We start from the raw sequence: 13,920 nt of genomic DNA on the forward strand, positions 1-13,920 counted from the left end.
AAGGAGTTTTTCTCTATTCTACCATCAAATCTTGAAATAGTCCACGCCGCCCTCAAAGATCGGCTGATATTTGTCACCGGTAACGTTCTTGTACAGGTACTCGCCGCTGCGCTCCGAGTGGCCCATCTTGCCGAACACACGGCCATCCGGGCTGGTGATGCCTTCGATTGCCAGCACAGAACCGTTGGGGTTATAACTCTGATCCATGGTGGGATCGCCCTCGATGTCCACATACTGGGTGGCGATCTGGCCGTTCTTCATGAGGGTGTCCAGCACTTCCTGCGGAGCCACGAAACGGCCCTCGCCATGGCTGATGGCAACGGTGAACTGTTCGCCCACCTCGCACTTGGAGAGCCACGGGCTGCCGGTGGATGCAATGCGGGTGCGCACCAGCATGCTCTGGTGGCGGCCAATGGTGTTGAAGGTCAGGGTGGGGTCATAGGGAGTGATGGGGCGGATATCGCCGTAGGGGACCAGACCCAGCTTGATGAGAGCCTGGAAGCCGTTGCAGATGCCCAGCATCAGGCCGTCGCGCTGCTGCAGCAGACGGCGCACCGCCTCGGTGACCTCCGGATTGCGGAAGAAGGAAGCAATGAACTTTGCACTGCCGTCCGGCTCGTCGCCGCCGGAGAAGCCGCCGGGCAGCATGACGATCTGGCTGTTATCGATGGCCTTGACCAGTGCCTTGCAGCTCTCGGCCACGTCGGCGGGGGTCAGGTTGCGGATGACCAGGATCTCCGGGTCGGCACCAGCGCGGGCAAAGGCCTTGGCGGTGTCGTACTCGCAGTTGGTGCCCGGGAACACCGGAATGATGACCTTGGGCTTTGCCACGCCGATCTTGGGTGCGGCGGGTGCGGTCAGGCTGCCGTTGATCTTTTCCACAGTGGGGCCTGCCTTGCGGTAGGGGTACACCGGCTCCAGCTTGCCTTCCCAGATCTCCTGCAGCTGGGCCATATCCAGCTTTTCGCCGCAGGCTTCAAAGACGTATTCCTTGGTGGTCTCGCCCAGGATCTCACCGGCGGGAGAATCCGACACCATTTCCAGAACGATGGAGCCGTACATGGGCTGGAACATCTCATGGGTGGTCTTATCCGCACGCATCTTGAAGCCGATGTGGTTGCCAAGGCCCATCTTGAACAGAGCCTCGGCAATGCCGCCGTAGCCCACAGAGCAGGCGGATGCCACCATACCCTCTTCGATCATGTCCTCCACCATCTTGTAGTTGGCCTTCAGGGAGAAGAAGTTGGGGCAGCCGGTCTCGGGGTCGATGATGGGCCGTACCAGCACAACGGTGCTCTCCGGCTTTTTGAATTCGGTGGACACCACCTTGTTTGCCTTGCCGATGGCGGTGGCGAAGGAGACCAGCGTGGGAGGCACATCCAGCTTTTCAAAGGAGCCGGACATACTGTCCTTGCCGCCGATGGATGCAATGCCCAGGCCCATCTGAGCATCCAGTGCACCCAGCAGAGCGGCCAGCGGCTTGCCCCAGCGCTCCGGGGCGGTGCCCAGACGCTCGAAATATTCCTGGAAGGTGAGGTAAGCATCCTCATAGCGGAAGCCGGAGGCCACCAGCTTGGTAACGCTCTCGATGACAGCCATCTGAGCACCCTTGTACTGGTCTGCGCTCATCAGGAAGGGGTTGAAGCCCCATGCCATGCCGGAGCAGGTGCTGGTCTCGCCGTCCACCGGCAGCTTTGCCACCATGGCGTTCTGCGGGGTCAGCTGATAGGCACCGCCAAAGGGCATGAGCACGGTGGCAGCACCAATGGTGGAGTCGAACCGCTCAGACAGGCCCTTCTTGCTGCAGACGTTCAAATCGCCCACCATGTTCTTCATCTTCTGGCTGAAGGTCAGGCCCTCCCACTGGGGCTGCCAGACCGTGGCCTTTTCCACATGGACCTTCTGGTGCTTCTCGGCACCGTTGGAGTTCAGGAACTCACGGCTGATGTTCACAATGGACATGCCGTTCCACACCATGTTCAGGCGGGGCTCAGCCGTCACCTTTGCCACAGGAGTGGCCTCAAGGTTCTCTTCGTTGGCGAGGGCAATGAACTTGTCCACGTCCTCGGGGGCCAGCGCCACAGCCATGCGCTCCTGGCTCTCGCTGATGGCCAGCTCGGTGCCGTCCAGACCCTCGTACTTCTTGGTGACCTTGTTCAGGTCGATGTACAGGCCGTCGGCCAGCTCACCGATGGCAACGGACACACCGCCTGCACCAAAGTCGTTGCAGCGCTTGATCATCCTGCAGGCGTCCTCGCGGCGGAACAGACGCTGCAGCTTGCGCTCGATGGGAGCATTGCCCTTCTGCACCTCGGCACCGCAGTGCTCAAGGCTGTCCAGCTTGTGGGCCTTGGAGGAGCCGGTAGCACCGCCCACACCATCACGGCCGGTGCGGCCGCCCAGCAGCACGATGATATCGCCGGGGGCGGGGCACTCGCGGCGGACGTGGGAAGCGGGGGTAGCGCCTACAACGGCGCCGATCTCCATGCGCTTTGCCACATAGCCGGGGTGGTAGATCTCATCCACCTGACCGGTAGCAAGACCGATCTGGTTGCCGTAGGAGGAATAGCCTGCGGCAGCAGTGGTCACCAGCTTGCGCTGGGGCAGCTTGCCGGGCAACGTCTCACTGACCGGCTTGAGCGGGTCGCCTGCGCCGGTAACGCGCATGGCCTGATAGACGTAGCTGCGGCCGGACAGCGGGTCACGGATGGCACCGCCGATGCAGGTAGCCGCACCACCGAAGGGCTCGATCTCGGTGGGGTGGTTGTGGGTCTCGTTCTTGAACAGGAACAGCCAGTCCTCGTCCTTGCCGTTCACATCGCACTTGATCTTGACGGTGCAGGCGTTGATCTCGTCGGACTCGTCCAGATTTTTCAGGATGCCCTGCTTCTTCAGCTCCTTGGCGCCGATGGTGGCAAGATCCATCATGCAGCGGGGCTTGTTCTCCCGGCCCAGATCGGCGCGCATGGCCATGTAGCGGTCAAAGGCCTTCTGCACCACGGCATCGTCGATCTGCACATCGTCCAGAATGGTGCCGAAGGTGGTGTGGCGGCAGTGATCGGACCAGTAGGTGTCGATCATCTTGATCTCGGTGATGGTGGGGTCACGGTGCTCCGAGCGGAAATACTTCTGGCAGAACTCGATATCACCAAGGTCCATGGCAAGGCCGTTGTCCGCAATGAACTTTTTCAGCTGCTCTTCGTCCAGCTGGTTGAAGCCCTCCAGCACCTTGACCGGGGCGGGCACGGGGTACTCCATTTTCAGGGTCTGCTTGGTGTCCAGCGAAGCCTCGCGGGCCTCCACCGGGTTGATGACGTATTTCTTGATCTCGGCCACCTGCTCATCGGTCAGGGCACCCTCCAGCAGATAGACGCGGGCAGAGCGCACCAGCGGGCGCTCGCCCTGACTGATGAGCTGGATGCACTCGGCAGCAGAGTCTGCGCGCTGGTCGAACTGGCCGGGCAGATATTCCACCGCAAAGGACACGCCATCGCTGACGGGCAGCTCGGCATAGGTGTTATCCACCGGCGGCTCGCTGAACACGGTGTCTGCGCACTGGTTGAACAGTTCTTCGTCGATGCCTTCCACGTCGTAACGGTTCAGCAGACGCAGGCCGGACAGTTCCTTGATGCCCAGCAGGCTGGTGAGTTCATTTTTCAGGCCGGTGGCTTCCACATCGAAGCCGGGCTTTTTTTCCACATAAATACGATAGACCATTGGGTAGGTTCCCCCTTTGTATTCTTTGAACCGACCCTCTCAGTCACGGCTTGCGCCGTGCCAGCTCCCCCGAAAGGGGGAGCTTTTTCTGCTGGCGGAGAGTACCGCGTTCGATGGAAAGCACAGGCTTACCCATTTTCCCGCATAAAGTTCCCCCTTCGGGGGAGCTGTCGCCGCCAGGCGACTGAGAGGGTTTTCTTTCTTACTGCTTCTCTGCCAGTGCCTTCAGGGCGCGCAGGCCGATATCGCTGCGCTTGTGCAGCTTTTCAAAGCTGATCTTCTCTGCTGCCTCATAGGCATGGCTCAACGCATTGGTCAGGCGCGGGCCGGTGGCGGTGACACCCAGCACACGGCCGCCGGCCGTGACAAGGGTGCCGTCCTCGGTGATGGCAGTGCCGGAGTGGTAGACCGTCACATTCTCCTCGCCGGGCAGCTGGCCGTCCACAAGGCCGGTGATGGGCTTGCCCTTCTCGTAAGCCACCGGGTAGCCGCCGGAAGCCAGAATGACGCAGGCGGCAGCGCCGTCCGAGAACTTGACCTCCTCGTTTTCCAGCGTGCCGTTTGTGCAGGCCTGCATGATGTGCAGCAGGTCGCCTTCCAGCAGGGGCAGCACCACCTGCGTCTCCGGGTCACCAAAGCGGCAGTTGTACTCGATGACCTTGGGGCCGTCCGGGGTGAGCATCAGGCCGAAGTACAGGCAGCCTTTGAAGGGGCAGCCCTCGGCGTTCATGGCCTTGATGGTGGGCAGGAAAATTTTCTCCATGCATTCGGCAGCCACTTCCGGGGTGTAATAGGGGTTGGGAGCAATGGTGCCCATGCCGCCGGTGTTCAGGCCGGTGTCGTGGTCGTTGGCGCGCTTGTGGTCCATGCTGGACACCATGGGCTTGACCACCTTGCCGTCCGTAAAGCTCAGCACGCTGACCTCCGGGCCGGTGAGGAACTCTTCCACCACCACATGGTTGCCGGAAGCGCCGAACTTCTTGTCCAGCATGATCTCCTTGACGCCCTCGGCAGCCTGCTGCTCGTTTTCGCAGATCAGCACGCCCTTGCCCAGTGCCAGACCGTCGGCCTTGATGACCACCGGGTACTTGCCCTCGGCGCGGATATAGTCCATGACCTTTGCAGGATCATCGAAAGCCTCGTACTTTGCGGTGGGGATGCCGTACTTCTTCATCAGGTCCTTGGAGAACACCTTGGAGGCCTCAATGCGGGCTGCAGCTTTGTCCGGGCCAAAGGCCGGGATGCCCACTGCTGCCAGCGCGTCCACCATGCCGAGGGCCAGGGGGTCGTCCTGCGCCACCACAACGTAATCGAACTTTTCTTCTACGGCAAAGCCCACCATGGTATCCACATCGGTAGACTTGATGTTTTTGCACTTTGCGTCATAGCTGATGCCGCCGTTGCCGGGTGCGCACCAGATCTCGCCGCAGTCAGGGCTCTTTTTCAGTGCCTTGATGATGGCGTGCTCGCGGCCGCCGCCGCCGACAACCAGGATTTTTTTCTTCATAATTGCACCTTCTCTATGCATCGGCACGGCGAAAGTTTCTCCGAGGACCGTCCGCTGGGGTGGGACCCTGCCGCTGCAGGCGGCAGGGCGGGCGATGGAATGGCCCGATTCGTGTCCGAGGAGGAAGCTTCCGCTGTGCCGTACTATCAGTGATGGAACAGCCGCAGGCCGCAGAAGGCCATTGCGATGCCGTACTTGTTGCAGGTGTCGATGACCTGCTGGTCACGGATGGAGCCGCCGGGCTGCACGATGGCAGTGACGCCGGAGCGGCGGGCGCGCTCGATGTTGTCGCCGAAGGGGAAGAATGCATCCGAGCCAAGGCACACACCGGTCACCTTGCTGAGATATGCCTTCTTTTCCTCTGCGGTCAGGGGCGCGGGCTGCTCGGTGAAGGTCTCTGCCCAGACGTCATCACCGATGACATCCTCCGGCGTATCGCCGATGTAAACATCAATGGCGTTGTCGCGGTTGGGCTTTGCCACATCATCGCGGAAGGGCAGGTTGAGTACCTTGTCCATGTGGCGCAGCTGCCAGTTGTCGGCCTTCTGGCCTGCCAGACGGGTGCAGTGGATGCGGCTCTGCTGGCCTGCGCCCACACCGATGGTCTGACCATGATAGGTGTAGCACACGCTGTTGGACTGGGTGTACTTCAGGGTGATGAGGGCAATGACCAAATCACGCTTCTGCTCCTCGGTCACGTCCTTGTTCTCGGTGACCCAGTTATTCAGCATGGTGTCGGCGTTGATGACCAGCTCGTTGCGGCCCTGCTCAAAGGTGATGCCGTACACCTGCTTATGCTCGATGGGAGCGGGCTTGTAGGCGGGGTCGATGGCAACCACGTTGTAGTTGCCCTTCTTCTTGCCGGACAGGATGGCCAGTGCCTCCGGCTCGTAGCCCGGGGCAATGATGCCATCGGACACCTCGTGCTGGATCAGCTTTGCGGTGGGCACATCGCAGATGTCGGACAGGGCGATCCAGTCGCCAAAGGAGGACATGCGGTCGGCACCGCGTGCACGGGCGTAGGCATTTGCCAGCGGAGACAGCTCCATATCCGGGGCAATGTGGTACATTTTGCGTTCCACATCGGTGAGCGGCAGGCCCAGAGCCGCGCCCGCCGGGGAAACGTGCTTGAAGGAAGCTGCTGCGGGCAGACCGCAGGCAGCTTTCAGCTCCTTGACCAGCTGGATGGAGTTGAGGGCATCCAGAAAATTGATGTAGCCGGGCTTGCCGTTCAGCACGGTCACCGGCAGGTCAGAACCATCTTCCATATAAATGCGGCTGGGCTTCTGGTTGGGGTTGCAGCCGTACTTCAGTGCCAGTTCGTTCATTGGTGCATCCTCCTTATATCCTAAGGTTTACTCTTATTCTTCCTCAGCGTCAAGCTTTTTGAGCAGTTCCAGCTCCTCGGGCAGCAGCTCCGGCTCCTCGGGGTCGTCCAGATCGCTGCACACCGGGTCATATTTATTAAAGATCATATCGCCGCTCTCGCCGGTTTCCAGATCGATGACCCGGGCAAACAGGCTCACCTTGTTGTCCAGATTCAGGCTGCTCCACAGATCGTGGGCAAAATCGCCGATGGTGCGGGGGCAGGCAAAGCGCAGCGGCTCGCCCTCAAAGCTGGGGATGGGATTTCCATTGTGCTTGTAGGTGCTGATGAAATGGCCTTCGCCTGCAACGGGCTGGGGGTAATCAAAGAAATAGCGCTGCACGCTGTCGCCATTGCCGTCCGCAGACTTGAGAATGCTCATCTGGTAGCTGCCGTCGGCATACACCACAGCGGAGATGCGGGGGGTATAGTTGGGGCCGTCCGGCTCAAAGGTGCGGGTGCGCAGGGCATCGGCAAAGCTCTTTCCCTGACTCATCAGGTCATAGATGGTGTCAGTCTGGTCGCCGTTGGTCACGATATGGGTCTTGCCCAGCGTCAGCACCGGATTGTAAATGATCAGGCTGGGGTCCTCCAGCTTTGCGGGGTCCGCTGCGATGGTGCAGATGCCGCCGCGCTCGGGCACGGGGTCAAACACGCGGTTGCGGCTGTTCTCGCTGCGGCCCATGATAAAGTAGCCAATGAACATCTGTCGGCCATCCGGAGCCATTGCCACAGCAATGCCGCGGCCGGGGTACTCGTTGGATGCCAGATACTCGTTCAGGTTGATCTTTTCCATGTCAAATTCTCCTATTACGGAACTCCCCCAGTCGCCTGCGGCGACAGCTCCCTCCTTGAGGGAGGTGGCACGCCGTCAGGCGTGACGGAAGGAGTTTTTACTCCACTTCACCGTTACAGATCATAGCCACCGCCTTGGGCAGCAGCTTCCATTCGGCCTGCTCCATCACACGCTTCTGCAGCACCTCGGGGGTGTCGCCGGGCAGGATGTCCACGGCCTTCTGCAGCAGGATGGGCCCGCCGTCGCACTCTTCGTTCACGAAGTGGACGGTGGCACCGGTCACCTTGCAGCCCCGGGCCAGAGCCGCCTCATGCGGACGCAGGCCGTACATGCCGGGCCCGCAGAAAGACGGGATGAGTGCCGGGTGCACATTCAGAATGCGGCGGGGATACGCTTCAATGACACTGGGCCCCAGCACGGACAGAAAGCCTGCCAGCACCACCAGATCGATGTTGTGGTCTTTCAACGTTTTCAGCAGAGCTGCGTCGAAATCTTCACTGTTCTCGTAATCCTTGCGGCGCACCACGCAGCCTTCCACACCGGCCTTTGCGGCCCGTTCCAGCGCATAGACACCGGGCTTGGAGGCCACCACGAGGGTGATTCTGCCGTTGGGGTTCTCGCCCCGGGCTTCGCTGTCCAGCAGAGCCTGCAGATTGGTGCCGCCGCCGGAGACTAAAACTGCAATGTTCAGCACAGCTCCACGCCCTCACCTTCTGCAATGACGCCCAGACGGTAAGCTTCCGGCTCGCCGTTTGCGTGCAGGATCTCCAGTGCCTTATCGGCCTGCTCTGCGGGAACGGTGAGCACCATGCCCACGCCCATGTTGAAGGTGTTGAACATGTCATGCTCGGAGATGTTGCCGGTCTTCTGCATCAGCTGGAACAGCGCCGGGGTACGGACATCTGCCTTGTTGATGCGTGCGCAGCAGCCCTTTTTCAGGCTGCGGGGGATGTTCTCATAGAAGCCGCCGCCGGTGATGTGGGAAATGCCCTTCACATCCACCTCTTCCAGTACCTTCAGCACAGGCTTTACGTAGATCTTGGTGGGGGCCAGCAGGGCCTCGCCGAGGGTCTTGCCGCCCAGCTCTTCCGGCTTGGTGTGCAGCACATCGGGGTTTGCGTCAATGTCAAAGATCTTGCGCACCAGTGAGAAGCCGTTGGAGTGCACACCGGTGGAAGGCAGGGCGATGATCACATCACCGGCTGCCATGGTCTCGTTGCTGAGGATCTTTTCCTTATCCACAACACCCACGGTGAAGCCGGCCAGATCGTACTCCTCCTCCGGCATCATGCCCGGGTGCTCGGCAGTCTCGCCGCCCACCAGAGAGCAGTCGGCCTGCACGCAGCCCTCGGCCACGCCCTTGACGATCTCGGCGATCTTCTCGGGAATGTTGCGGCCGCAGGCGATGTAATCCAGGAACACCAGCGGCTTTGCACCGGCGCAGATCACATCGTTGACGCACATGGCCACGCAGTCGATGCCGATGGTATCGTGCCTGTCCATGATCATGGCGATCTTCAGCTTGGTGCCCACGCCATCGGTGCCGGAGATCAGCACCGGGTGCTTATAACCGGTGCAGTCCAGCTCGAACAGACCACCAAAGCCGCCCAAGCCTCCGATGCAATGCTCGTTCATGGTACGGGCCACATACTGCTTCATCAGTTCAACGGAGCGGTAGCCTGCGGTGATGTCCACACCGGCGGCTGCGTAGCTTTCAGAATAGCTCTTTTCCATGGTCTTACTCTCCTAATTTTTTCTCGTCCTTGGGACGGTCGTTCAGGTGGCGTTCGTGAATATCGGTGGAAAGCACCTCGTCCGGCCTTACGGCGTATTCGCCGGTAAAGCAGGCGGTGCAGAATCCGCATTTTGTGTTTTGGGCCAGCTGTACCACATGCTCGGTGGACAGATAGCCCAGTGTATCGGCCCCGATGACCTCATTGATCTGCTCCACGGTGCGGCCCGTGGCGACCAGCAGCTTCTGGTCCGGGATATCGGTGCCGAAGTAGCAGGGGTACTTGAACGGCGGGGCCGACACCATAAAGTGCACCTCGGCGGCACCGGCGTCCCGCAGCAGCTTGATGATGCGGGCAGAGGTGGTGCCGCGCACGATGGAGTCATCCACCAGCACCACCCGCTTGCCCTTGACCGTGCTGGAAACGACGTTCAGCTTGATGCGCACGCTGTTCTCGCGCTGCTTCTGGCTGCCCTGAATGAAGGTGCGGCCGATGTACTTATTCTTAATAAAGCCGATGCCATAGGGGATGCCGCTCTCCTGCGAGTAGCCGAGCGCTGCATCCAGACCGGAATCCGGCACGCCGATGACCACGTCCGCTTCCACGGGGTGTTCCTGTGCAAGGAACCGGCCTGCCTGCTTGCGGGCCTCGTGCACCGAGCTGCCCTCGATGATGCTGTCCGGGCGGGAGAAATAGATGAACTCGAACACGCACATCTGGGTGTCCGGGCGTCCGCAGTGATCCTTGATGCTGCGCAGCTCACCGGTTTTTGCGTCTGCCACCACGATCTCGCCGGGCTCCACGTCCCGCAGCAGGGTGGCACCGGCAGCGTCCAGTGCACAGCTCTCGCTGGCAAACACGTAGCCGCCGCCGGGCAGGGTGCCGATGCACAGGGGCCGGTAACCGCGGGGGTCGCGCACTGCAATGAGCTTGGTGGCCGACATGATCACCAGACTGTAAGCACCCTCCAGCACATCCATCGTCTTGCTGATGGCGGTCTCGATGCTGCCCATGCGCAGGCGGTTGCGGGTGATCAGGTAGCAGATCACCTCGGTATCGGAGGAGCCGTGGAAGATGGCACCCTCGTTTTCCAGCTGGCGGCGCAGTTCAATGGCATTGGTCAGGTTGCCGTTGTGGCACAGGGCCATGGTGCCGCGGCCGTGCCGGACGATCATGGGCTGTGCATTGGCCCGCACACGGCTGCCTGCCGTAGCGTAGCGCACATGACCGGTGGCCATGTGCGCACTGGGGTTTGCCAGACTTGCCAGCACTGCCGGGGTGAACACCTCGTTCACAAGGCCGAGGTCGCGGTGGCCGACAATGACGCCGTCATCGTTCACAGCGATGCCGCAGCTCTCCTGACCACGGTGCTGCAGAGCATACAGGGCCGAGTAGGCGGCAGCGGCCACATCCTCGGTACCGGCACGGTCATAGATGCCGAAAACACCGCATTCTTCATGCAGTGGATATGAAAAATCAGACATTGGTTCTCCTTTTTCGCTCTGAAACCCTCTCAATCATTGCTCCGCAATGCCAGCTTTCCCGTCAGATGGCGTAAGACCTCGCCCTTCGGGAGAGGTGGCACGCCGCAGGCGTGACGGAGAGGGTCCGCGTCTTACAGCTCGTTCAGTTCGTTCTGCAATTTTTCCTCTTTGGCGGCGATCTGTGCAGCCATGGCGGTGCGCTCTGCAGCCAGCTTTTCGGCCAGAGCGTCATCGCTCAAAGCCAGAATTTCCGCTGCCAGCCATGCGGCGTTCTTAGCACCGTTCAGAGCCACCGTTGCCACCGGGATGCCGCTGGGCATCTGGACCGTGGCAAGCAGTGCATCCAGACCATCCATGGCACCGCCCTTCATGGGAATGCCGATCACCGGCAGGGTGGTGTTGGCCGCAAAGGCACCGGCCAGATGGGCCGCCATGCCTGCCGCGCACAGGATCACACCAAAGCCCTCAGCGCGGGCGTTCTTTGCAAACTCTGCCGCCTCGGCAGGAGTGCGGTGCGCCGAAAGGATGTGGGCCTCAAACGGGATCTCCAGCGCCTTGAGCTGAGCGCAGGCTCCCTTCACCACCGGCCAGTCACTATCCGAACCCATGATCACAGCCACTTTACGAACCATATCCAAACCTCTCTTTCTTGATCCCGACAAACAAAAAAGGCTGTGGTACCCCCGTACCACCGCCTTTATTTCTGCATACGCTTTTCCCACACGCCGCACAAAGCTGCACGATGCCCCTGACTTGCATGAATGTTGTTCTGACTCATGAGACCGGCCAGCATCTTCATCATTGAAGTTTTCCTCCGCAACTCTTTGTGCCTGCGTTTTTTCAGGGACGGCAAAAGCCCTTTCTGCGGGCCATCCGTCCCTGTACTACATACAGTTTACGGCAAAAGAAACGCTTTGAAAAGGGCGTTTCCATAAATTCTACCTTGTGTTTTCATGCCGCCAAAAAACTTTCAAAAGTTTTGTGCAGTTTCGACATTGTTTTTCTTTCTAAGTATGACTTATAGTTTAGGTATATTTTAGGTAAAGAAGTTTGTGCAAACTTCTGCATAATAGACAGACTTTTTGCCCTCTCATCTCCGCAAAGTTCAAAAGCTCCTCCAATCAGAAGGTTCGATTTTCTTCACAGCACATAAAGCTCGCCTTTCGGGAGAGCTGGCGCGTCAGCGCCTGAGAGGGTTCATCCTCAGAAGATGATCTTTGCAGTTGCCGCCCGTGCTGCGCGGATAAGGTCTGCCGGGGCACAGCACACCTGTGTGCCGATGCGGCCGCCGGAGACATATACCTTTTGCTGTGTCAGCACGCTCTCGTCAAACACGGTCTTGTACTGTTTTTTCATACCCACCGGGCTGCAGCCGCCCCGCACATAGCCGGTGACCTTGTTGATATCGGCCACATGGATCATCGCCACGCTCTTTTCGCCCACACTGCGGGCGGCGGCCTTCAGATCCAGCTCCGCTGCCACCGGAATGACGAAGACGAAATAGTTTTTGCTGGCTCCCTGCGTTACCAGCGTTTTGTACACGCATGCCGGGTCCTCGCCCATGCTGGCTGCCACGGTCACGCCGTCCACAGCCACGCCCTCTTCGTGGGCGTACTCGTGGGCGGTGTAGGGTACCTTTTCACGTTCCAGAATGCGCATGGCATTGGTTTTTGCTTCTTTTCCCATATTTGAATCCCCTTTGCTTGTATTGAACCCTCTCAGGCCGCTTCGCGTCCAGCTCCCCCGAAAGGGGGGAGCTTATGCGCGGTAACTGGCAGATTCTCTTTCACCGTAAAGCAATGCCCCATGGAAAGCAGTAAAAAACTCACCCTTCGGGAGCAACAACAACGACCGCCGCCAGTGGCGGATACAGGGAGTTGTTGTTGGGGCAGCGGCCAGCAAAGCACGAGTGCATTTTTGCACGAAGTGATTGCTGGGAGCCGCAACCCGGCAAGTGTCATTGCGCAGCAATGACTGAGAGGGTTCTTTTTTATTCTACCACTTTCTCCATAAAATTTCAAAATTTCTCTTGACTTCAGTTTCCTGAAGTGATATCATAGCGTCACACACTTCAGAGCACTGAAGTTTTACAATGCAAGCTGCGGCAAAGGAGCCGGTCTCCCTCGCCGTTCACACGATAAGGCAAAGGAGACAAAAATCATGATCATCGTATTGAAACAGGATGCACCCGAAGTACAGGTACGCGAATTCTGCCACGAACTGCAGGATATGGGCCTGCAGATCAACGACTCCAAGGGCAGCGAGAGCCACATTCTGGGCCTGATCGGCGACACCAAGGCCGTGGCTGAAAGCTGGGTGCTGGCAAACCCGGTAGTGGAGACCTGCCGCCGGGTGACGGAGCCCTACAAAAAGGCCAACCGCAAGTTCCATCCGGATGACAGCATCATCGATGTGGACGGCGTCAAGATCGGCGGCGGAAACTTTGCGGTCATTGCAGGCCCCTGCAGCATCGAGAGCGAGGAGCAGATCACCTACTGTGCACAGCGGGTCAAGGCCGCCGGTGCTTCCCTGCTGCGCGGCGGCGCGTTCAAGCCCCGCACCTCTCCGTACTCCTTCCAGGGAATGCGCAGCGAGGGTCTGGACCTGCTCAAGCTGGCACGCCGTGCCACCGGCTCCCCCATCGTCACCGAGATCATGAACACCGAGCACCTGCCGCTGTTCGAGAACGTGGACCTCATTCAGGTGGGTGCCCGCAACATGCAGAACTTTGAGCTGCTCAAGGCCGTTGGCCGTCAGAAGAAGCCGGTGCTGCTCAAGCGCGGCCTTGCCAACACGCTGGAAGAGTTCGTGATGAGCGCCGAGTACATCATGGCCGAAGGCAACGAGAACGTTATCCTCTGCGAGCGCGGCATCCGCACCTTTGAGACCAGCATGCGCAACACCCTCGACCTTGCCGGTGTGGTGATGCTGCACAAGATGACCCACCTGCCCGTTGTCGTGGACCCCAGCCACGCCTGCGGCCATGCATGGATGGTGCCGGAGCTGGCAAAGGCTGCCGTCGCCGCCGGTGCCGACGGCCTGATGATCGAGGTGCACAATAATCCCGCCAAGGCCAAGTGCGACGGTGCCCAGAGCCTGACCCCGGATCAGTTCGACGAACTGATGCAGTTCGTGAGCAAAGAGGTGGAGTTCTTCGGCAAGAAGATGAACTGACACGCTGAAAGCCGGTCGGCAGACGGGCCACGATTTTCTGAATACAGATCCAAAATGGATGCTTCCCTGCATTGAGCGGGAGGCATCCATTTTTTTCGATAAAAATATTTATAATATGTAACCGGATCTCCGTACCGTTGCAA

Annotated in this window: 10 protein-coding genes; 1 reads left to right on the forward strand and 9 read right to left on the reverse strand. The window is 59.7% G+C overall.

Annotated features, from left to right (window positions below):
• Positions 1 to 24: 24 nt before the first annotated feature.
• The 9 genes from ACKXF7_RS15075 to ybaK form a co-directional block, all read right to left on the reverse strand.
• The gene (locus ACKXF7_RS15075) at positions 25 to 3,717 is read right to left on the reverse strand and encodes a phosphoribosylformylglycinamidine synthase (RefSeq protein ID WP_423741750.1); all 3,693 of its coding nucleotides are present in this window, start codon (positions 3,715 to 3,717) and stop codon (positions 25 to 27) included.
• A gap of 202 nt (positions 3,718 to 3,919) precedes the next feature.
• On the reverse strand, positions 3,920 to 5,224 hold the full coding sequence (gene purD, locus ACKXF7_RS15080) for a phosphoribosylamine--glycine ligase (RefSeq protein ID WP_423741751.1): 1,305 nt from the start codon (positions 5,222 to 5,224) through the stop codon (positions 3,920 to 3,922).
• Between the two features lie 146 nt (positions 5,225 to 5,370).
• The gene (locus ACKXF7_RS15085) at positions 5,371 to 6,552 is read right to left on the reverse strand and encodes a phosphoribosylaminoimidazolecarboxamide formyltransferase (protein WP_249238289.1); all 1,182 of its coding nucleotides are present in this window, start codon (positions 6,550 to 6,552) and stop codon (positions 5,371 to 5,373) included.
• Between the two features lie 33 nt (positions 6,553 to 6,585).
• Entirely contained in the window at positions 6,586 to 7,386 is an 801-nt protein-coding gene (locus tag ACKXF7_RS15090) for an IMP cyclohydrolase (protein WP_339396048.1), read from the reverse strand.
• Between the two features lie 97 nt (positions 7,387 to 7,483).
• Positions 7,484 to 8,080, reverse strand: coding sequence for a phosphoribosylglycinamide formyltransferase (purN, locus tag ACKXF7_RS15095; protein ID WP_339396049.1), 597 nt, complete (start codon positions 8,078 to 8,080; stop codon positions 7,484 to 7,486).
• Positions 8,074 to 9,120: a phosphoribosylformylglycinamidine cyclo-ligase gene (gene purM, locus ACKXF7_RS15100; RefSeq protein ID WP_348583921.1), complete on the reverse strand. Its 1,047-nt coding sequence runs from the start codon at positions 9,118 to 9,120 to the stop codon at positions 8,074 to 8,076. Before purM ends, purN begins: the two co-directional genes overlap by 7 nt.
• A 4-nt stretch (positions 9,121 to 9,124) precedes the next feature.
• Positions 9,125 to 10,603, reverse strand: a complete 1,479-nt coding sequence (purF, locus tag ACKXF7_RS15105; RefSeq protein WP_423741752.1) for an amidophosphoribosyltransferase — start codon at positions 10,601 to 10,603, stop codon at positions 9,125 to 9,127.
• Positions 10,604 to 10,734: 131 nt separating this feature from the next.
• Positions 10,735 to 11,235 (reverse strand): 5-(carboxyamino)imidazole ribonucleotide mutase, encoded by a 501-nt coding sequence (gene purE, locus ACKXF7_RS15110; protein WP_418265679.1) that lies wholly within the window; start codon positions 11,233 to 11,235, stop codon positions 10,735 to 10,737.
• Positions 11,236 to 11,806: 571 nt separating this feature from the next.
• Complete coding sequence (gene ybaK, locus ACKXF7_RS15115; RefSeq protein ID WP_249238283.1) at positions 11,807 to 12,289, reverse strand: Cys-tRNA(Pro) deacylase; 483 nt, start codon at positions 12,287 to 12,289, stop codon at positions 11,807 to 11,809.
• Positions 12,290 to 12,763: 474 nt separating this feature from the next.
• On the opposite strand from ybaK, the gene aroF reads away from it, so the two are divergent.
• The gene (aroF, locus tag ACKXF7_RS15120; RefSeq protein WP_423741753.1) at positions 12,764 to 13,777 is read left to right on the forward strand and encodes a 3-deoxy-7-phosphoheptulonate synthase; all 1,014 of its coding nucleotides are present in this window, start codon (positions 12,764 to 12,766) and stop codon (positions 13,775 to 13,777) included.
• The last annotated feature ends 143 nt before the right edge of the window (positions 13,778 to 13,920 follow it).

The sequence above is a fragment of the Faecalibacterium sp. 7 genome (genome assembly GCF_049562865.1).
GTDB classification, from domain to species: Bacteria; Bacillota; Clostridia; order Oscillospirales; family Ruminococcaceae; genus Faecalibacterium; species Faecalibacterium wellingii.

What these genes read in the sequence shown, in the direction of transcription:
- ACKXF7_RS15075 (WP_423741750.1), bottom strand. Translation starts at nt 3,717, where the DNA reads ATGGTCTATCGTATTTATGTGGAAAAAAAGCCCGGCTTCGATGTGGAA.
- purD (WP_423741751.1), bottom strand. Translation starts at nt 5,224, where the DNA reads ATGAAGAAAAAAATCCTGGTTGTCGGCGGCGGCGGCCGCGAGCACGCC.
- ACKXF7_RS15085 (WP_249238289.1), bottom strand. Translation starts at nt 6,552, where the DNA reads ATGAACGAACTGGCACTGAAGTACGGCTGCAACCCCAACCAGAAGCCC.
- ACKXF7_RS15090 (WP_339396048.1), bottom strand. Translation starts at nt 7,386, where the DNA reads ATGGAAAAGATCAACCTGAACGAGTATCTGGCATCCAACGAGTACCCC.
- purM (WP_348583921.1), bottom strand. Translation starts at nt 9,120, where the DNA reads ATGGAAAAGAGCTATTCTGAAAGCTACGCAGCCGCCGGTGTGGACATC.
- purF (WP_423741752.1), bottom strand. Translation starts at nt 10,603, where the DNA reads ATGTCTGATTTTTCATATCCACTGCATGAAGAATGCGGTGTTTTCGGC.
- purE (WP_418265679.1), bottom strand. Translation starts at nt 11,235, where the DNA reads ATGGTTCGTAAAGTGGCTGTGATCATGGGTTCGGATAGTGACTGGCCG.
- ybaK (WP_249238283.1), bottom strand. Translation starts at nt 12,289, where the DNA reads ATGGGAAAAGAAGCAAAAACCAATGCCATGCGCATTCTGGAACGTGAA.
- aroF (WP_423741753.1), top strand. Translation starts at nt 12,764, where the DNA reads ATGATCATCGTATTGAAACAGGATGCACCCGAAGTACAGGTACGCGAA.